Below are 17,991 nucleotides of genomic sequence, written 5' to 3'. Positions count from 1 at the left end.
ATGCACGTGGCCGAGGCCGGGGCGGGGCCGACCGTCCTGCTTCTGCACGGCTTTCCCGAGTTCTGGTACTCCTGGCGCCATCAGCTTCCCGCCCTTGCCGCCGCCGGCTTCCACGCCGTCGCCCCGGACCTGCGCGGCTACGGCCACACCGATGCCCCGGCCGACGTCGCCGGCTACAGCCTCCGCAACAACCTGGCGGACCTGACCGGCCTGCTTAACGCCCTCGGCGTGTCGACCGCGGCGGTCGTCGGCCACGACCAGGGCACCACCTTCGCCTGGGCCGGTGCCCAGCTCCACCCCGAACGCTTCCCGGCGGTGGTCGCGCTGGGGGTGCCGTACGCGGCCCGGCTGCCCATGCCCATCACCCAAGTACTTCGCGAGTACTACCCCGGCAAGTTCAACGTCGTCCTCTACTTCCAGAACCCGGGCGTCGCTGAGGCCGAGTTGGACGCGGACGCGGCCCGTACCCTGCGCATGACGTTGTACGCGCTGTCGGGCCAGGCACCACCCGACCTCGTACCACGGTGGCTGCTCGACACCCCCGAGGGCGCCGGATTCCTCGACCCGCTGCCCGACGCCGGCCCGCCATCGGACTGGTGTGACTGGCTCACCGACCACGAATTCGCCAGGTACGCACGGGAATTCGAGCGTACGGGCTTCGACGGGGCGATCCGGCGCTACCGCACCTTCGACTTCGACTGGTCGGATCTACCGCAGGTGGGAACCTTGAAGGTCGCCCAGCCCACGCTGTATGTGACCGGCGAACTCGACTCCGCCTACCGTTTCAACTCCTCCCTCGATGCCATGCGCGCGAATGTGCCGGGCCTACGCGACGTCATCGTCATGCCGGGCTGCGGCCACTGGACCCAGCAGGAACGCCCCCGCGAGGTCAATGACCACCTCATCCGCTTCCTGCGATCAGCGTACGCACGCACCTGACAGAGCCCGCCAGACCACATCGACGATCGTCAGGTGCACACCTGCAATGGGTTCAGCACGGCGGCGACCTCAGCGCGGGCACCGCTCAGCCCGGCGGCGAACGCGTGCAAGCGGAGCCAGCCCGCGCAGTAATACGCGCCGCCGGCGATCGCATCGAAGCCCACGCTGAACCGCCGGGACTGGCCCGACCACTCCTGGACGCCGATGTAGTGCTGGTCGGCCAGGGTCACACCGGCGCCGCCGTGGTCGACCCACCCGTTCTCCCGTGCTCCCCAGACAGAGCCGAACATGCCGATGGACGCGTAGCCATAACCCGCCAGCAGCGTGAAGACATCGCATCCGGCATTGAAGAACCACTCGACGTTGAGTCTCACCCGTCCCGAGACACCGACCTGGAACCAGCACCCGGATCCCATGATCTGGTCCAGCTCCCCGTCCACCGCGACGACGATCCGGGGGTGCAGCACCCGAGGTGTGGTCGTGTTGATCGCGTCCGGAGCACGCCGATGCTGCAGTGCTCGCGGATCCGTGGTCTCACCCCACTGGTTGTACGGCCCATTGCTGGTCACGCAGCTGTTCGCCCTCGGCAGGACGGCGAGAGGTACGCCCTCGACCAGGGTCTCCGACGACGGTGGGATGAGCGCTGCGGCGTCGGTGATCGACTTTTCGATGCGCTCCCGTGCGGAGGCGTTGGATTCCGCAGAGATGAGTTGGCCGGTCAGATCGACCGCGAGCTTGGCGCGGTCCCGCAGCCGCTCAAGCTTGGACGTCTCGGCCGCCGCGATGTCCGTCCACCGGTCGCCGATGGCCTCGCCCAGTTTCTCGGCCATCTTGGGACCCCAGAGTTCGGCCGGGTCCAGCACAGGCTCCCAGATGTTGTCCACGCAGCACTCCTTGGCATGCCGATGCCGATCACGACGCATCGTCACACATCGCCCAAGACGATGTCAGTCCATGGCAGATGCAGATTCAGGCGAAAACTGGCCGGTTCAGGCCGCAGGTGCTGGGCTCTGTGGGCTGTTCAGTCATCAGGTCTGTGCCGGCAGGTGTTCGATTGCGCACTGTCGGAACTCGGCCACCAGACGCCCGTCGTCGTCGGCCCGGGTCGCCAGCACGACTCTGCTCGGGGCGACCCCGAGCAGAGGGATCAGTGCCAGATCCGATCGGGTGGTCTGGACGTGGTCGGGGGTGGCGACGGCGAGGGTGTCGCCGGAGGCTACGAACTCCCACGTGTCGTCCAGCGAGTTCATGGTGGGCCCGGTGGGAGCGGGGCGGCCGTCCGGCCGCGGTTCCAGGTGCCAGAAGGCGCGGCACGCGGAGTCGAGGCCGGATACCTGGGGCAAGGGTTCGTCGGCGATGTCCTCGAGGACGACGAACGGCCGTCCGGCCAGGCGGTGACCGCGGGGGACGACCACGACGCGTGGCTCGTCGTAGAGCGGCGTGACCTGTAGCCGGTCGGCCGGGAACGGCAGACGGGCGACGACCGCGTCCACATGGTGGTCGAGGAGGGCCTCAGCGGGCCGGCGCCACCCCGAGGTACACCGTCCGCACTGTTGCGTCCGGGTGCCGGCGACGCAGTTCGCGGGTCGCCGCGGTGACGACGAGGCCCGGCATGTATCCGATCGATACGCTGCCGAGCCCGACTGCCGCCCGCGCCGTGGCGACAGCCTCATCCGCGGCTCGGAGCAACGCCCTGGCCTTGGGCAGAAACGCTTCCCCGGCCTCGCTGAGGCGGCTGCCCTGTGGTGTCCGGTCCAGCAGTCGCACACCCAGTTGCCGCTCGAGGCCGCGGATCTGTCGGCTGAGCGAAGGCTGTCCCACGTGCAGGGCGGCAGCGGCCCGGCCGAAGTGCGCGTGATCGGCAACGGCCACGAAGTACCGGACCACCCGGAGCGGCAGATCCGGCGTGGACGGAGTGACCTCGATCATGCCTCCACTGTAGCCAGGGCGCGCATTTCGCCTGCCGTCCTTTGCTTCGCTCACCTGAGGCGATGCCTCTTGGGCATGTCCGGATCTGGCATGGGCATTGGACGCGGGTCCTGCGCCGGCCACAGGGTGAGCACCGCGCCTTCCACCCGCTGCCGCGACAGGAGACATCTCATGGCCGTCCCCCTGACCGTGTGGCCCGGCCATAAGAAGGTCGCGATCATGATCACGGTGGCCGTGGAACTGTGGTCACCGGGCCATTGGCCGGTCTACGCTCCGATGGCCACGGCATGGCCCCTGCCGGGGGTGAACGACACGCACAGCGTCTCCTGGTCCGAATACGGTTGCACGACCGGGGTATGGCGGCTGCTCGAGATCCTGCGATCCCATCGCATGCCCGCCACCTTCGGTGTCAACGGTCTGGTCGCCGAACGGTTCCCCGAGGCGGTGCTGGCCGTACACGAAGCGGGACATGAGATCGCCGCGCACTCCTACGCGCAGGACGTCATACCGGCGCTGCTCGACGTCCCGGCCGAACGCGCGAACATCCGCCGCTGCACCGAGATACTCGAAAGCCTCACCGGCGTCCGTCCGACCGGCTGGATGAGCCCCCGCGCCTCCGGCACCGCCGGCACTCCGGAGCTGCTGGCCGAGTCAGGCTACTCGTGGTCGGGGGACTACAACGACCACGAACTGCCCCAGGTGATACCGACCTCGGCCGGCCCGCTCGTCACGATCATGCACAGTGAGCTGTCCGATGTTCGTGGCGCCGCGGGACCGCGGGCCTTTCTCGACAGCCATGCCGACCTGCTGGACCACCTGCTCGGCGCATCCCGTCCCGGGGTGTTCAACCTGACCGTGCACGCGCACGTCAGCGGAAGACCGCTGCTGTCCGGCATGTTCGACCGAATCCTCGAGCACGTCGAGCAGGTGCGCGACGACGTGTGGATCGCCACGCACCAGCAGGTCGCCGAGCACGTTCTCGGACATCGTCTCTCATAACGAAAGGACCGGTTACCCGTCATGGGTGAAACACTCGTCATCGGCGGCACGGGCGCGATGGGACGCAGGGTCGTCTCCCACCTTCTCGAATCACCGGATGCGACCGTTGCCGTGCTCACCCGCGATCCTTGTTCGGAACGAGCCACCGACTTGCTCGCGCGGGGCGGCGGCCGGGTCCGGATGCTCCAGGGTGACCTGGACGATCCCGGCAGCATCCACGCGGCGGTATCCAATGCGGAACAGGTGTTCTGTAACACCGACTTCTTCTCGAGCGGCAGCGTACTCGGCGAACACCGGCAGGGGATCACCGTTCTCGAGGCCGCGAAAGCGGCCGGCGTCGAGAGGTTCATCTGGTCGTCGCTCGACAGCGCTGTGACCCTGACCAACGGAGCCATCCCCGTTCCGCACTACGACGCCAAGGCCGCGGTCGCGGCACACATCAACCTGCTCCGGTCGGAGGAGATGATGCGGGAGGAAAAGGACGGCTGGTACAGCGAACACGTGTCGATCCTGACGACATCGCCGTACTTCGAGAACCTGCGAGTGCGGCTCGCGCCGGGACACGGCCCGCTGCCCAACGGCCGTTCCGGGCTGGTCCTCTCCATCCCGCTGGGAACGGGGAAGTATCCGCTGATCGGCCTGGACGACATCGCCTGGTTCAGCGACTTCATGTTCAAGCACTGGCAGAGCTGGGGCAGCCGCGATCTGGCCGTCACGGGAGACAGCCTCACCGGCGAAGAGATCGCCGCGACCTTCGAGCGCGTCACGGGAACGCCGTGCGGATACAACCCGGTGCCCCTCGACGTCCTGCGATCCTCCATACCGGACGTGGGGCACGATTACGCAGCCATGTTCCGGTTCTTCCAGGAACGCGACGTCTTCAGCCTCGATCGGGACATCGAACTCCTCCGTGAGATCCACCCCGAGATGATGACTTTCGAGGGCTGGCTGCGCTCGACAGGATGGGATGGGACCGAGGTGTCCGAAAACGAGCGAAGGGTCTTCACGACCAGCTTGTGAAAGAAGTCGCACGCCAGGATCGCCGCTGGTGCGCTCACTCTGATGCGAGATGCCCGGGGTCCGGCGATGACGCGCCGCCATGCCCGACCCCGACCGTACGATCCGGGGGCGGACCTGCCGGCGCGCCGGGTGCGGCCTGCCCCGGTCAGGCCCTCGCGGTGTGGGCCATGGGCTCGCCGCGCAGGTAGCGGGCGACGTCCTCGGCGAGGATGTTCGCGGCGTTGGCGGCGGTCTGGCGGCTGGCGCCGGCCAGGTGCGGTGTCAGCACGATGCCCGGCGTGGTCAGTAGCCGCGACCCGGCTGGGATCGGCTCCTCGGGGAAGACGTCGAACGCGGCGCCGAACAGATGGCCCCCGTCGATCGCGTCGCAGACGGCCTCGTAGTCCAGCAGGGCGCCGCGGGCGCAGTTGACGATGATCGCGCCGGGTGGCATGGCGGCGATCTCCGGTGCGCCGATCATTCCGGTGGTCTCCGGCGTGACGCGGGCGTGCAGCGTGACGACCTCCGCGCGGGACAGCAGTTCCTTCAATGAGACCAGTTCGCCGACCGCGGTCTCGGTCAGGTACGGGTCGTGGATGAGGACCCGCGCGCCGAGGGCGTCCAGCATCTGGGCGACGCGGTTGCCGACCGCTCCGCCGCCGACGAGGCCCACCGTGCTGCCGTCCAGTTCGATGCCGACCTCGTCGTACCGGTAATAGTCGCTGCGCCAGCGGCCGGCGGTCAGGTCGGCGTGGGTCTGGGGGATGCGGCGCGCGGCGGCGAGGATCATGCCGAGGGTGTGTTCGGCGGTGGCGCCGGCGTTGCGGCCGGGCGCGTAGCAGACGGTCACACCGTGCTCGGCCGCCGCCTCGAGGTTCGCGTTGACGGGTCCGCCGCGGCCGATCCCGATCAGTTTGAGCCGCGGGCACGCCTCGATGACCCGGCGGGTCAGCGGTGCCATCTGGGTGAGGCAGATCTCGGCGTCGCCCAGTGCCTCGATCAGCTGCTCCTCGGTGCCGGACGCCTCGTCGACCTCGGCGACCCGGCCGAACGGCACCAGCGGCCAGTCGAGGGTGATCTCGGCGAACTCCAGTTCGCGAGGAGCCCGCGCCCGTACGGCGTCGATGAGGAGCCGGTTGAGGACGAAGTGGTCTCCGGCGGCGAGCAGGCGGGTGGTCATGTGGTGATCTCCTGGATGCTCTCGATGGGCGAGTTGAACTCCAACAGGGCGGCCTCCTCGCGGCTCAGGCGGATCTCGGTCAGCGCGCAGTTGCGCACGGACGGGAAGATCCGCCGGTAGTCGCGAAGCGGGACCCCGATCAGCTCGCACAGCACGAGCCGTATCGCGGTGGTGTGCGCGACCACCAGGACCCGGTCGCCGGGATACCGGTCCACGAGGTCGTACAGGCATCCGGTGAACCGGCGTACCGCCTCGGTGGGGTCCTCGCCGCCGGGAAGGTGGTCCGCGACCGGGTCGGCGCGGAACGCCTGCAGCGCCTCGGGGAACCGTTCGTGCATCTCGGCACGGGTCAGCCCCTCGGCCTGCCCGAAATCCAGTTCGCGCAGCCGCTCGTCGACGTTCAGCGGTACGCCGATGGCGTCGGCGCAGGGAGCCGCGGTGAGCTGCGCCCGGGTCAGGGTGGAGGTCCACACCGCGGCGAACCCCGCCTTCCCCGCCCAGGCGGCGAGCTGCCGTGCCTGTTCCAGGCCGCGCGCGGTCAGGGAGACGTCACTGGTGCCCGCGTAGCGGTTCTCCGCGTGCCATTCGGTCTCTCCATGGCGGACGAGGACGAACTGGGTCATCGCGGCATTCCTTCCTGAGTCGGCGCGGCCCCTCCGGACGCGGTCCCCCCGGGCCCCGTCCCTCCGGACGCAATCCCTCCGGGCCCCGCCTCTCCGGACGCGGTCCCGCCGGACGTCGCCCGCGCGCGTGCGTGTGCGGCCGTGGGGGCGGGCAGCCAGCCGCGTCGCTCCAGCTCCCCCACCAGGCGCAGATACCCGTCGTCGAACCGGCCGGCGTGCGGGCCCGGGTCGATCGTGTCGCGGACCTCGACCATCTCGGCCGCGACCTCGGCCACGCGGCGGCCGGGCGAGGCGGCCAGGACGGCGGCGCCGAGCGCGGGCTCGGGGTTGGCCGGCACGATCACCGGCCGCCCGAGGACGTCGGCGCGCAGCCGGCACCAGTATGCGCTGCGCGCCGCGCCGCCGGTGAGGGTGATGTCGCCGCCGGTGGGCGCGCCCAGCAGGTCGAGGTGGTCGAAGCACAGGCGTTCGACGTACGCGACGCCCTGCAGGACGGCGGCGTAGTCGTCGGCCTCGTCGCCGGTGCCGTCGAGCAGGAAGCCGCGGGCGTCCGGTGCCGCGAACGGGAACCGCTCCCCCTCCGAGACCAGCGGGTACGCCAGGGCGCGGGCGGGCTCGTGCCCCGCCGCGAGGCGGTCCAGCGCGGCCAGGTCGCGGCCGGCGAAGTCGCGGGCGAGCACGCCGGCGCCGGTGCTCGACGCGCCGCCGGGCAGCCATTCGCCGTCCGGCGCGCGGTGCGAGTAGACCGCGCCGTACGGGTCGCGTACGAGTTCGGTGGAGACGCCTTTCAGCACGAGCGTGGTCCCGAGCACGGAGTTCCACGAGCCGACGGTCAGCCGCCCGGCGCCGAGTTGCGCGGCACAGCCGTCGGTCGTCCCGGCGATGATCGGGGTGCCCTCGGGGATGCCGGTGGCCTCGGCCGCGGCCGCGCACACCGCGCCGATCGGCGTGCCGGGACGGACGAGTTCCGGCAGCGTGCCGGCCGGTACTCCCAGCGCGTCCAGGACGGCCGTCGGCCAGGCCTCCTCGATCAGGTGCGCGCCGGTCTTGAGCGCGTTGCTCAGGTCGGTGGGGACGGCGTGGCCGGCCAGCCGCCGGTTGACGAAGTCGACCTGGTGGGCGAGGCGGGCGGGTCCTTCGTGCCGTTCCAGCAGCCACAGCAGCTTCGGCAGGGCCCACGCCGGCTGCATCCGCCGGTACCCCAGCTCATCCCACACCGCCGCGCCGGCCTCGTCGGCCCGACGGGCCTCCTCGGTGGCGCGCGTGTCGTCGTACATCAGGCCCGGGGTCAGCGGCGTCCCGTCGTCGTCGGTCAGGAGGATCGTCCCGGACGTGCCGTCGACGGCGACGGCGCGCACCGCGCCGGGCGGTACGTCCTTGAGCGCCTGAGCGCAGGCCGCAGCGGTGGCCCGCCACCACTGCTCCGGGTCCTGCTCGTGGCGGCCCGCCTCGCGCCGTCCGGTCAACGGCTCCGCGCCGGCCCCGGCGATCCGGCCGGAGGCCGTCGCGGCGACGACCCGTACGCTCTGGGTGCCCAGGTCGATGCCGAGCCACACCTCGTCGTGGCCGTTCACGCCGCTCCGCCGCGCAGGGTCGCGAGGGTCGGCCAGGCCGCCGCGGTGGCGCCGCGCACCTCAAGGAACGCCTCGTACAGGCGGGCGTACCGCTCGACGTTGCCGGGATCCGGTGCGAAGACGTCGCCGGGCCGGATGAACGCGTCGGCGGCCTCCCGCTCGCCGGCGGCCCGGCCGGTCGCCACGGCCCCGACGATGAACGCGCCGCGCGCGCCCGCCTCGGCGTCCGCGGTGCGCACCACGGGGACGCCGGTCACGTCGGCCAGCATCCGCAGCCAGGCCGCGCTGGCGGATCCGCCGCCGCTGACCCGCAGTTCCACTGGCCGCGCCCCGGAGGCGGTCAGGCAGTCGCGGATCACCAGGCAGAGCCCCTCCAGTACGGCGCGGGCCAGATGCTCGCGCTCGTGATCGACGGACAGCCCCTGGAACGATCCACGCGCGCGAGGGTCCAGGAACGGCGCCCGTTCCCCCGCCGGTGACAGGTAGGGCAGGAAGACCAGCCCGTCGGCGCCCGGCGAGCACCGCTCGGCGAGCCGCGACAGCGCGGCCGGGTCGCCGCCGAGGTCCAACATGCGGCAGGCCCAGTCGATCACCTGACCGCCGGCGAGCGTCGGGAAGGCCCGCAGGTAACGCCGGTCGAGCGCCACGGTGAGGCCGGACGGGTCGCCGTCGAGCCCGGGTTCGTCCAGCACGATCTCGGTGCACAGCGTGGTGCCGAGGATGGTGCACGCCTGACCGGCGTCGACCGCGCCGACGCCGATCGCGGTGGTCGCGATGTCGTACGGGGCGAGGACCACGGGCGTGCCCTCGGGCAGGCCGAGCTCCGCGGCGGCCGACGCGGTCAGCTCGCCGACGCGCCGCCCGTCGCCGCGCAGCTCGGGCAGCAGCGGCCGCGCCCACTCCATCCCGTACAGGGCGAGGAGCTCGTCGGAGTAGCGGCGCTCGCGGATGTCCATGAACGGCGCCGAGCCGTCCGACACGTCCGCGACCGCCTCCCCGGTGAGCCGCAGGAAGACCCAGCCTCCGCAGGTCAGGGAGGCCGCCGAGCGCGCGAGCCGCTCCGGGTCGTGCTCACGGAGCCAGCTGAGGATCGCGTTGGGCAGGCCGGCGAAGGTCAGCGACCCGTTGCGGCGGAACGCGCGCTCCAGGACGCCGTCGCGCGCCCAGCGCTCGACGATCGCCCCGGCCCGCCCGTCGTTCCACAGGATCGCCGGCCCCGTCGGCGCTCCCGCCGCGTCGACCAGCCAGGATCCGTCGCCCTGCGCGGTCAGGGCCAGGTGCGTCACGGGTGTGTCCAGGCGTTCGACCACCCGCCGGATGCCACGGACGACCGCCTGCCAGACCTCGGCCGGGTCCTGCTCGGCGTGGCCGTGCGCAGGGTTCCGCACGGTGGTGTTCTGGCGTTCGACCGCCAGTTCTGCGCCGTCGTCACCGTAGCCGACCGCTTTGATCATCGTGGTGCCCGCGTCGACGCAGACCACCGCCATGGCTACTTCCTTCCTGGTCTCATCATGTCGTCAGGCACGGCCGTGAGAGGCGCGCGAACGCCGGGCCACCGCGTCCAGCGCCACCGCGAGCAGCAGCACCGCTCCGGTGACCATGTAGCGGAAGGAGGAGTCGAGGTTGAGCAGGGTGAGCCCGCTGGAGATGGACTGGATGACCACGATGCCCAGCAGCGCCGCGAACGCGTTGCCGCGCCCGCCGAACAGGCTCGTGCCGCCGATCACCGCGGCGGCGATGGCGTTGAGGTTCACGTCGCCGCCCCCCGTGCTCTGGTTCGCCGCGGCGAGGCGGGCCGCGGCCAGCACGCCGCCGATCGCCGCGAGCGTGGTGCACAGGACGAACATCGAGGTGTACACCGCCTTGACGTTGATGCCGGCCCGGCGGGCCGCCTCGACGTTGCCGCCCACCGCGTAGATCGACTTGCCGAACTTCGTGCGCGCCAGCACGTAGTGCGTCGCCAGCACCAGCGCGAGGAAGAGCACGAACATCCAGCCCACGCCGCGGGTCTGGCCGAGGTACCACACCGACACCCCGAGGCCGGCCAGCAGCACGACGCTCCGTAGCAGCAGACCGCGCAGCGACGCGGCGGGCAACCCGGCGCGCCGCCGCGCCGTGGCCCGCAGGTATCCGGTGGCGAACAGCCAGCCCGCCGCGACGACCGTCAGCGCGTACGACAGCCACTGGGGCAGGAAGTCGAGCTGGGCGAAGGTGACGAGCCCGGAGTCGTACGGCAGGTTGATCGCGCCCTTGGTGCCGAGCACCCACAGCTGCACGCCGAGGAAGCCGAGCAGGCCCGCGAGGGTGATGACGAAGCTGGGCACGCCGAGCCGGTTGAACACCTGCGCGTAGAGCCAGCCGATGACCGCGGCGGTCACCACCGCGGCGGGCACGGCCAGCCAGGGCGACAGTCCCTGATCGACGAACAGGATGGCGGTGAGGGCCGCCGCCAGCCCGCTCAGCGATCCGACCGAGAGGTCGATCTGCCCGACCAGCAGCATCAGTCCCACGCCGAGCGCGATGACGCCGACCGGCGCGCACTCGAGGGTCAGGTTGACCAGGTTGGTGCTGGACAGGAAGACGCTGTTGAGGGACTGCATCACCGTCCAGATCACCACCAGGCCCGCCACGACCGGGAGGACGCCGAGGTCGCCGCCGCGGAAGCGGGAGGCCAGCGCGCGCAGCCCGCCCGGCTCCTCCGGCTCGTACGGCTCCGGCTGCTCGGGCTCGGCGAGCGGTGGCGCGGTGCCCACGTCACTCATGGTCGGCCCCTTCCTTGGCGCCCGCAGACACGGTGCCCTCCTCTACGGCCGCCGACGCGGTGCGGCGCCCGCGCCTCCTGCGCCGGGTGACCGCGTTGTCGGCGGCCCCGGTGATCGCGGTGACGATCTGCTCGGTGGAGGCCTCGAGCGCGTCGAAGACCCCGTTGTTGCGGCCGAGGCGAAGCACCGCCACCGTGTCGGCGACCGACAGCACGTCGTCCATGTTGTGGCTGATCATGATCACTCCGTGGCCGCCTTCGCGCAGCCGGTCGATCAGGTTGAGGACCTCGGCGGTCTGGGCGACGCCGAGTGCCGCGGTGGGCTCGTCGAGGATGACGATCTTCGGCTCGCCGAGGAGGGAACGGGCGATCGCGACGGTCTGCCGCTGGCCGCCCGACAGCGCGGCGACCGGGACCGACAGCTTCGGGATCTTCGCCGACAGCCGGCGGAGCAGCTCGCGGGAGCGGACCTCCATGGCGACGTCGTCCAGGCGCAGCGCGCGCATCTCCCGGCCGAGGAAGAGGTTCTCGATCACGTTGAGGTTCTCGCAGAGCGCCAGGTCCTGAAAGACGGTGGCGATGCCGAGCTGCTGCGCCGCCGCCGGGCTGGGGACCGTGACCGTGCGCGAGTCGAACGCGATGGTGCCCGCGTCGGGCTGGTGGACCCCCGACAGCACCTTGACCAGGGTGGACTTTCCGGCGCCGTTGTCACCGACGACGGCGACGACCTCACCCGCCGAGACGTCGAGATCGACGTCCGTCAGGGCGGCGACGGCACCGAAGGTCTTGCTGATGCCCCGCAGTGACAGCAGCGGGCCCGCTTGGGAAGGCGATGAGGACATGCTGATCCTTCGTCGATCCGGCCGAAGCCGCCGGCCCCGGTCGTGTGGACCGGTGCCGGCGGACCGCTACTTGATGCCGAGCTTCGCGCAGGCTGCCGCGTACGTCGGGGTGCAGACCTGGGAGACCTTGAGGGCGCCGCCGGGGCCGAGCAGCACCTGGCCGATGTTCTGCTGGGTCACCACGGTCGGGGTGAACAGCTGGGACGGCGTGTTGAACAGCGTGGTCTGTCCCGCAGGCGGCTTGCCCTGCAGGAACTGGTTCGCCACGGTGGCCGCGGCCTCCGCCACGATCTTGATCGGCTTGGAGATCGTGTTGTACTGGTCGCCGGCGATGATCCGCTGCGCGGCGGCGAGCTCAGCGTCGTTCCCGGTCACCGGGGGCACGGGCGCGGCGGCCGCCTTGAACGCGGCGATGGTGGCGCCACCGGTGCCGTCGTTGGCCGCGACGACGCCGGCGATCTGCCCCTTGCCGAACTTGCTGATCTGCCCGCTGACCCAGTCCTGCGCCTTGGCCGGCTCCCAGTTGGGCGTGTCGTACTCGGCGAGCAGTTTCAGCCCGCTGGGGTCGACGGCACTGTGGATGCCCTTCTTGATCAGACCGGCCGCGGCGTCCGTCGGTGATCCGTTCACCTCAAGAATGCCGCCCTTGGCCTTGGTCTGCTTGAGATGGTCGACCAGGGACTGGGCGATCGACGCGCCGATCTTCTGGTTGTCGAACGAGACGTAGTAGTCGGCCTTGATGGCCGGAATCGGCCGGTCGTACGCGATCACCGCGACCTTCTGCGCCTGCGCGGTCCGTACGATCGAGGCGGCCGCCGTGGAGTCCACCGGGTCGATGACGATGGCCTTGACGCCCTGGGCCAGCACCGAGCTGGCCTGCTGTTGCTGCTTGGAAGCGTCGGCTCCGGCGTTCTGGTACAGCACCGTGCATCCCGGGCACAGCTGCTTCATCTTGGCCTTGAACAGCGGCGCGTCGTACAGCTCGTACCGGGTCGAGGCGATGTCCGGCATCAGGAAGGCGACCTTGGCGTTCTTCGCGTCGCCGGAGCCGGCGGCTCCTCCAGAGTTCTTCGCGCAGGCCGTGGCGGCGGTGAGCAGGGCGAGGGCGGCCGTGGCCGCGGCGACCGTTCTGGTGCGGAACAGTGTCACGTTGTCCTCCGAAGGCTCGGGAACGAGAAGGCGCGGCGGCCCGCGCGAACCGCCTGTTCAGGTGACGAACGAAACACCCGACGCCCAAACCGTGTCAAGTATCTGAGAGATTTTAACGTCTAATCGCGTTAACCAGCGTGATCCAAAGCGGCCCGTCTGTGCCGATAGTGCCGTTGGTGTCGTGTTTTACGTCCTCGCACCGACGGTCAGGCGTGTGTTACGTTCACATCTACATCACATCGGGGGCCGAGGAGCGCAGGTGGCAGAGGATGCGACGGCACCGGCCGCGAACGACGCCGAGGGCGCGCGGGACCGGCGGGAGAGGATCCGCAAGCGCGTCGCGGACGAAGGGTTCGTGCACGTCAAGAGCCTCGCCGAGACGTACGACGTGAGCGTCATGACCATCCACCGCGACCTGGACACGCTGCAGAGCGAGGGCTGGCTGCGCAAGATCCGCGGAGGCGCCACCGCACAGCCGTCCGCGATCTACCACGGCGACGTACGGCATCGGCTGCAGGCGATGGCCGACGCCAAACGGCAGCTCGCCCAGGCGACGGTCGACCTCGTCTTCCCCGGCGCGTCGATCATGATCGACGAGAGCACCACCGGCCTGGCCATCGCCGAGCTGCTGCCGGCGCGCGGCCCGCTCACCGTGATCACGAACTTCCTGGCCGCGGTGAACCTGCTGGCCGACAAGCCCGGCATCGACCTCATCGCCCTCGGCGGCGCGTACTACCCGGCCTACGACGCCTTCCTCGGCCTGCGCACCAGCGAGGCCATCCGCTCACTGCACGCCGACATCCTGTTCATGTCGACGACGGCGATCACCAACGGCTACTGCTACCACCAGTCGCAGGAGACGGTGGCGGTGAAGCGGGCGCTGATGGACTCCGCCGACCGTCGCGTGCTGCTGGTCGACCACAGCAAGTTCGCCAAGAACGGGCTGCACCAGCTCGCCCCGCTGACCGCCTTCGACCTGGTCGTCGTCGACTCCGAAACCCCCCAGGACGAGCTGGCCACCTTGCGCGCCCGCGGCGTCCCCCTGCACATCGCCGGCTCCGGCGCGTCCCCGCCCTGGTAGGCCCCAGGGCGAGGCACGCGCCGGGTGCGGCACGTCACTGCCAGGCGGCTGCGAAGTGCGCGTAGGTGCCGTCGTTGGTCGTGAGGTGGACCCACTGGTCGACGTACTGCTTGAACTCCTCGTCGCCCCGTGGCAGCAGGTACGCCTTCTCGGCGAAGGTGAACGGCTTGTCGGGGTTGAGGGCGCACAGCTCGGGGTGAAGCTTCGCCTCGTACTTCGTCTCGCTCGCGTCCGTGATCATGACGTCGGCCCGGCCGGCCACGATCTCGCCGAAGATGGTGTTGTTGTCGGCGTGCTTGATGACCGTGGCCTTCTTGATGTTCGCCGTGACGAACTGCTCGTTGGTGCCGCCCGGGTTGACGATCACCCGGACGCCGGGCCGGTCGATGCCCTCCAGGGTCTGGTACTTGTCCTTGTCGGCGCAGCGCGCGATCGCGGCCTTGCCATCGGTGAGGTACGGCGTGCTGAAGTACGCCTTCCGTGCCCTCGGCAGGGTCACCGAGACGCCGCCCATGCTCATGTCGCACTTGCGCGCGGCGAGGTCATCGACGATCTTCGCCCACGTGGTGGGCACGAAACCGACCTTCACCCCCAGGCTGCTCGCCAGGTTCTTCGCCATGTCGATGTCGATGCCGCTGTACGTGTTCGTCTTCGGATCCAGGTAGCTGAACGGCCGGTAGTCACCGGTGGTGCACACCCGCAGCACACCGCGCCGGGGCACCGCGTCCAGCAGGGTGCGGGTGCCGTACGGCGCGGCGGAGCCGGCCTGCGCGGTGGTGAAGACGGCACCGCCGACGGCGGTGATGAGAGCGAGGGCCAGGGCGGAGAGTGTGGTGGTACGCCGCACGGATCGTTCCTGCTTCCGAGGTGGGGACGGGGGACCGAACCGCGCGTCAGAACCGCGTCGTGCCGGCACGCGTTCGGGCAGATCATCATCACCCGGAAGGATCATGTGCGCCAGAGCACCCTGAGCCCGGTCCTATGGCGTCGTGCCGTCGAGCGTGCACGTCACCTGGGGTGGAGTGTTGGCGGTGTTGTTCCAGGTGGCGGTGAACCCGAACGCGGTCGACGCGCCGGCCGGCAGACTGCCGTTGTAGCTCGCGTTGCGTGCCGTGACGCCGGCTCCGTTCTGGGTGAGGACGGTGTTCCACGACTGGCTGATCTGCTGCCCGTCGGCGAACGAGAAGGTGGCCGTCCACGCGGAGGAGGCGGCGGAGGAGCCGTTCTTCACCGTGACCTCGCCCTGGAAGCCGCCGCTCCACTGGGAGGCCACCCGGTAGGTGGCGGTGCATTGGGAACCGGTCGGCGGAGGAGAGCTCGGAGGCGGCGGGACCGCGCCCAGCGCCTGGGCGAGCGGCGGGTACCAGCGATCGGCCATCTTCTGGAAGCCCGCGTCGTTCGGGTGTACGCCATCGCCGGTGTCCGTGGCCGCGTCGAAGCCGGTCCACTGGTCCACGGCCACGACGGGTGACTGCGCGGTCGTGAGGCCCGCGGCCCAGCCGGGGATCGCCTTGTCGAGCGCCACCACACCGGCCGCGCAGGTGGAGCACCCGGACGGGTTCATCGGGATGATCTGCGCCACGAGGATCTTCATGTTCGGGTTGTTCGCCCGCATCTGGCCGACCAGCTTCGTGTACGCGGCGAGGATCTTGTCGGTGGGGATGGTGCCGCCCCACATGTCGTTGGTGCCCAGGTGCATGAGGACGATGTCGGGCTTGGCCGCGGCCAGCCAGGGCGGCAGCTGGTTCTGGTCGGCGATGCCGGTGGCGGCGTAGCCGCCATGGCCCTCGTTGTCCCCGTCGTAGGAGTACCCGTAGTTGCAGCCGCCGTCGGGGACGCTGCCGACGAAGTCGATGTTGGTGTATCCGGCCGTCTGCAGGTGGTGCCAGAGCATCGCGCGCCAGCAGCCGGGCCCGGCGGTGATGGAGTCGCCGAGCGGCATGATCCGGACGGTCGTCGTCGCGGACCGCGCGGGGAGGGCGAGCAGGGCGAGACAGAGGGCGAGCGCCGCGAGGAGCGCGGCGAGCAGGGCGTACAGGTCGAATCTGCGAAGCATGGGACGGCTCCTGTGCCGCGAACCGGGCCGGGCCCGCCAGGTGACGGACCCGGCCGCGAGGTTTTACGAGAGCGGGTTCTGGGTGAGCAGGTGTGCCTTGAAACCCTCGCCGTACGTGCTGGTGGGGGTGCCGGTGAAGTCGTTGATGAGCACGTTGCCCTGGCTGCAGCCCCACGGGTTCCAGGTCCAGGCGGTGTACCCGATGCCGTGCGCGTCCGCCCACGCCATCACCTGGTCGATGTAGTCGTGGGCGCAGGAGTTCTGGCCGATCTCACCGGCCTGCACCGGCACCTTCGCGGCGACGGGGGCGACCTGGCTGTCCCAGCAGGAGGTGTTGGAGCAGGTGTTGAAGTTGTAGGTGTGCCAGGCGGCCATCAGGTTGCCGGTCGAGTCCGTCGGCTTGTAGGTCAGCCACTGGCTCAGGTCGTTGGACCAGGCGACGCCGCCGAGCATGATCACGTTGGTCGCGCCGGCGGCGCGCACCGTGTTGACCAGCGACTGCATGCCGGCCACCTGGTAGCCGATGCCGGTGCAGGTGCCGCCGTCCCGCCAGCAGGTCCAGGCGGCGGTCGCGTCCCAGTTCGCGGCGGCGTCCGGGTACGGCTCGTTGAACAGGTCGAAGACGACCGCGTTGTTCCCCTTGAAGGCGTTCGCGACGCCGGTCCAGAACGTCGGCGCGTACTGCGCGTCGGGCATCGGCTTCTGGCAGGTCGCGGCGGCGTCCGAGCAGCCCGCGCCCTGCCCCGTGTACTGGCCGTGGTTCCAGTGCATCTCGACGATCGGCGTGATGCCGTTGGCGACCAGCAGGTTCACGTAGTCCTTGACGTTCTGCTGGTACGTGGCGCCGCTGGGGGTGCCGTCGGTGCCGTTCCAGCACTCCTCGTTCAGCGGGATCCGGACCGCGTGGATGTTCCAGGCCTTCATCGCGTCGACCGAGGCCTGGTCCACCGGGCCGCTGTCCCACATGCCCTTGCCCTGCACGCACGCGAACTCGCCACTGGACCGGTTGACGCCCAGCAGACGGTACGTGGCGCCGGTCGAGGTGAGGAGATGGTTCCCGGAGACGTGCAGCGCGGGCGCCGGCCCCCCGGTGCCGCCGCCGTCGTTGTCGGCCTCGGTGGCGTTGACCGTGACCGGCGTCAGGCCGCTGGACGCCACGGTGATCGGCCGGGTGCCGTTGGTGCTGTCGGGGTCCTCGGCGGCACCGAGCTTCACGGTCTGCGGCGTGTTCCAGTTGGACGAGGTGAAGGTCAGGGTCGCGCCGCTCACCACGGTGATGTCGTTGTCACCGGCGCCCGCGGTGCTGGTGACCGTCACGTTGCCGGACGGCTGGGCGTTCAGGCGGACCGTGTAGCCGGCGGTCCCGCCCTCGGGCACGCTCACGCTCGTCGGGGAGACCACCAGGGCCTGCTGCGTTCCTCCGGACCCGGGGCCGGCGCACGAGACGCTCGGGGCGCTGTTGGCGCCGGTGTAGGTGCCGTTGAAACCGACGGTCCAGGTCGCCCCGGTGCCCTGGGCGGCGTTGTACGAGGTCGGGCTGACGGTGACGGCCGCGCCGGCCGGCGTGGGCACCGCCGGAGACGGCACGCCGCCCCACATCTGGGTGATCACCTGGTTGTCGGGAAAGTCGAAGCTCAGCGTCCAGCCGGTGAGCGGATCACCGGTGTTGGTCACCGTGATGTTGGCGCCGAACGCGCTCCCGTTGTCCCAGCTCTTGGCGTACGTGGCCGAACACGAAACGGCGGCGTGTGCGGCGGTCTGGACCGTGGTGAGCCCCAATCCGGCGAGCAGCACCGCGACCGCGGCGATCACGGCTCTGCACCACGAGCTCCGGTGGATCGGCATGGGCGTTCTCCCTG

17 protein-coding genes are annotated in these 17,991 nt (G+C 70.5%); 4 read left to right on the top strand and 13 right to left on the bottom strand.

Annotated elements, in window-relative coordinates; all coding sequences use genetic code 11:
• Complete coding sequence (locus ACYVF7_RS12700; protein WP_460357869.1) at positions 1-939, top strand: alpha/beta fold hydrolase; 939 nt, start codon at positions 1-3, stop codon at positions 937-939.
• 29 nt (positions 940-968) lie between these two features.
• Here ACYVF7_RS12700 and ACYVF7_RS12695 read toward each other — a convergent pair whose 3' ends face one another.
• From ACYVF7_RS12695 to ACYVF7_RS12685, 3 genes are all read right to left on the bottom strand, one after another.
• Entirely contained in the window at positions 969-1,823 is an 855-nt protein-coding gene (locus tag ACYVF7_RS12695) for a hypothetical protein (RefSeq protein ID WP_460339136.1), read from the bottom strand.
• 144 nt (positions 1,824-1,967) lie between these two features.
• Positions 1,968-2,432: a LysR family transcriptional regulator substrate-binding protein gene (locus ACYVF7_RS12690; protein WP_460339134.1), complete on the bottom strand. Its 465-nt coding sequence runs from the start codon at positions 2,430-2,432 to the stop codon at positions 1,968-1,970.
• A gap of 19 nt (positions 2,433-2,451) precedes the next feature.
• The gene (locus tag ACYVF7_RS12685) at positions 2,452-2,868 is read right to left on the bottom strand and encodes a LysR family transcriptional regulator (RefSeq protein WP_460339132.1); all 417 of its coding nucleotides are present in this window, start codon (positions 2,866-2,868) and stop codon (positions 2,452-2,454) included.
• A gap of 171 nt (positions 2,869-3,039) precedes the next feature.
• Between ACYVF7_RS12685 and ACYVF7_RS12680 the strand changes: the two genes are divergently transcribed.
• Positions 3,040-3,867 (top strand): polysaccharide deacetylase family protein, encoded by an 828-nt coding sequence (locus tag ACYVF7_RS12680; protein ID WP_460339130.1) that lies wholly within the window; start codon positions 3,040-3,042, stop codon positions 3,865-3,867.
• 21 nt (positions 3,868-3,888) lie between these two features.
• Positions 3,889-4,887: an NmrA/HSCARG family protein gene (locus ACYVF7_RS12675; protein WP_460339128.1), complete on the top strand. Its 999-nt coding sequence runs from the start codon at positions 3,889-3,891 to the stop codon at positions 4,885-4,887.
• Between the two features lie 145 nt (positions 4,888-5,032).
• On the opposite strand, the gene ACYVF7_RS12670 is transcribed toward ACYVF7_RS12675, so the two are convergent.
• The 7 genes from ACYVF7_RS12670 to ACYVF7_RS12640 all read right to left on the bottom strand — a co-directional run bounded on the left by ACYVF7_RS12670 (position 5,033) and on the right by ACYVF7_RS12640 (position 12,995).
• The gene (locus ACYVF7_RS12670) at positions 5,033-6,046 is read right to left on the bottom strand and encodes a 2-hydroxyacid dehydrogenase (RefSeq protein WP_460339126.1); all 1,014 of its coding nucleotides are present in this window, start codon (positions 6,044-6,046) and stop codon (positions 5,033-5,035) included.
• On the bottom strand, positions 6,043-6,669 hold the full coding sequence (locus tag ACYVF7_RS12665) for a histidine phosphatase family protein (RefSeq protein WP_460339124.1): 627 nt from the start codon (positions 6,667-6,669) through the stop codon (positions 6,043-6,045). The genes ACYVF7_RS12670 and ACYVF7_RS12665 overlap by 4 nt, the downstream gene beginning before the upstream one ends.
• Positions 6,666-8,243 carry an FGGY-family carbohydrate kinase gene (locus ACYVF7_RS12660; RefSeq protein WP_460339122.1) on the bottom strand — a complete coding sequence of 526 codons (1,578 nt, stop codon included), beginning with the start codon at positions 8,241-8,243 and terminating at the stop codon, positions 6,666-6,668. The genes ACYVF7_RS12665 and ACYVF7_RS12660 overlap by 4 nt, the downstream gene beginning before the upstream one ends.
• Positions 8,240-9,730 carry an FGGY family carbohydrate kinase gene (locus ACYVF7_RS12655; RefSeq protein WP_460339120.1) on the bottom strand — a complete coding sequence of 497 codons (1,491 nt, stop codon included), beginning with the start codon at positions 9,728-9,730 and terminating at the stop codon, positions 8,240-8,242. Before ACYVF7_RS12655 ends, ACYVF7_RS12660 begins: the two co-directional genes overlap by 4 nt.
• Before the next feature lie 30 nt (positions 9,731-9,760).
• Positions 9,761-11,005 (bottom strand): sugar ABC transporter permease, encoded by a 1,245-nt coding sequence (locus tag ACYVF7_RS12650; RefSeq protein WP_460339118.1) that lies wholly within the window; start codon positions 11,003-11,005, stop codon positions 9,761-9,763.
• Positions 10,998-11,846, bottom strand: coding sequence for an ATP-binding cassette domain-containing protein (locus ACYVF7_RS12645; RefSeq protein WP_460339116.1), 849 nt, complete (start codon positions 11,844-11,846; stop codon positions 10,998-11,000). The genes ACYVF7_RS12650 and ACYVF7_RS12645 overlap by 8 nt, the downstream gene beginning before the upstream one ends.
• A gap of 66 nt (positions 11,847-11,912) precedes the next feature.
• Positions 11,913-12,995, bottom strand: coding sequence for a substrate-binding domain-containing protein (locus ACYVF7_RS12640; protein WP_460339114.1), 1,083 nt, complete (start codon positions 12,993-12,995; stop codon positions 11,913-11,915).
• Positions 12,996-13,254: 259 nt separating this feature from the next.
• Between ACYVF7_RS12640 and ACYVF7_RS12635 the strand changes: the two genes are divergently transcribed.
• Positions 13,255-14,076, top strand: coding sequence for a DeoR/GlpR family DNA-binding transcription regulator (locus ACYVF7_RS12635; protein ID WP_460339113.1), 822 nt, complete (start codon positions 13,255-13,257; stop codon positions 14,074-14,076).
• Positions 14,077-14,110: 34 nt separating this feature from the next.
• On the opposite strand, the gene ACYVF7_RS12630 is transcribed toward ACYVF7_RS12635, so the two are convergent.
• The 3 genes from ACYVF7_RS12630 to ACYVF7_RS12620 all read right to left on the bottom strand — a co-directional run bounded on the left by ACYVF7_RS12630 (position 14,111) and on the right by ACYVF7_RS12620 (position 17,977).
• On the bottom strand, positions 14,111-14,923 hold the full coding sequence (locus ACYVF7_RS12630) for a transporter substrate-binding domain-containing protein (RefSeq protein ID WP_460339111.1): 813 nt from the start codon (positions 14,921-14,923) through the stop codon (positions 14,111-14,113).
• Between the two features lie 132 nt (positions 14,924-15,055).
• Positions 15,056-16,132: a cellulose binding domain-containing protein gene (locus ACYVF7_RS12625; RefSeq protein ID WP_460339109.1), complete on the bottom strand. Its 1,077-nt coding sequence runs from the start codon at positions 16,130-16,132 to the stop codon at positions 15,056-15,058.
• A 63-nt stretch (positions 16,133-16,195) separates the two neighbouring features.
• Positions 16,196-17,977, bottom strand: coding sequence for a cellulase family glycosylhydrolase (locus ACYVF7_RS12620; RefSeq protein WP_460339107.1), 1,782 nt, complete (start codon positions 17,975-17,977; stop codon positions 16,196-16,198).
• Between the last annotated feature and the right edge of the window lie 14 nt (positions 17,978-17,991).

This window comes from Actinoallomurus acanthiterrae (genome assembly GCF_054775715.1).
Note: the sequence above shows the minus strand (reverse complement) of the source record. Positions and strands in the feature narration are given on the sequence as shown.

What these genes read in the sequence shown, in the direction of transcription:
- ACYVF7_RS12650 (WP_460339118.1), bottom strand. Translation starts at nt 11,005, where the DNA reads ATGAGTGACGTGGGCACCGCGCCACCGCTCGCCGAGCCCGAGCAGCCG.
- ACYVF7_RS12645 (WP_460339116.1), bottom strand. Translation starts at nt 11,846, where the DNA reads ATGTCCTCATCGCCTTCCCAAGCGGGCCCGCTGCTGTCACTGCGGGGC.
- ACYVF7_RS12665 (WP_460339124.1), bottom strand. Translation starts at nt 6,669, where the DNA reads ATGACCCAGTTCGTCCTCGTCCGCCATGGAGAGACCGAATGGCACGCG.
- ACYVF7_RS12655 (WP_460339120.1), bottom strand. Translation starts at nt 9,730, where the DNA reads ATGGCGGTGGTCTGCGTCGACGCGGGCACCACGATGATCAAAGCGGTC.
- ACYVF7_RS12625 (WP_460339109.1), bottom strand. Translation starts at nt 16,132, where the DNA reads ATGCTTCGCAGATTCGACCTGTACGCCCTGCTCGCCGCGCTCCTCGCG.
- ACYVF7_RS12670 (WP_460339126.1), bottom strand. Translation starts at nt 6,046, where the DNA reads ATGACCACCCGCCTGCTCGCCGCCGGAGACCACTTCGTCCTCAACCGG.
- ACYVF7_RS12620 (WP_460339107.1), bottom strand. Translation starts at nt 17,977, where the DNA reads ATGCCGATCCACCGGAGCTCGTGGTGCAGAGCCGTGATCGCCGCGGTC.
- ACYVF7_RS12680 (WP_460339130.1), top strand. Translation starts at nt 3,040, where the DNA reads ATGGCCGTCCCCCTGACCGTGTGGCCCGGCCATAAGAAGGTCGCGATC.
- ACYVF7_RS12700 (WP_460357869.1), top strand. Translation starts at nt 1, where the DNA reads ATGCACGTGGCCGAGGCCGGGGCGGGGCCGACCGTCCTGCTTCTGCAC.
- ACYVF7_RS12685 (WP_460339132.1), bottom strand. Translation starts at nt 2,868, where the DNA reads ATGATCGAGGTCACTCCGTCCACGCCGGATCTGCCGCTCCGGGTGGTC.
- ACYVF7_RS12675 (WP_460339128.1), top strand. Translation starts at nt 3,889, where the DNA reads ATGGGTGAAACACTCGTCATCGGCGGCACGGGCGCGATGGGACGCAGG.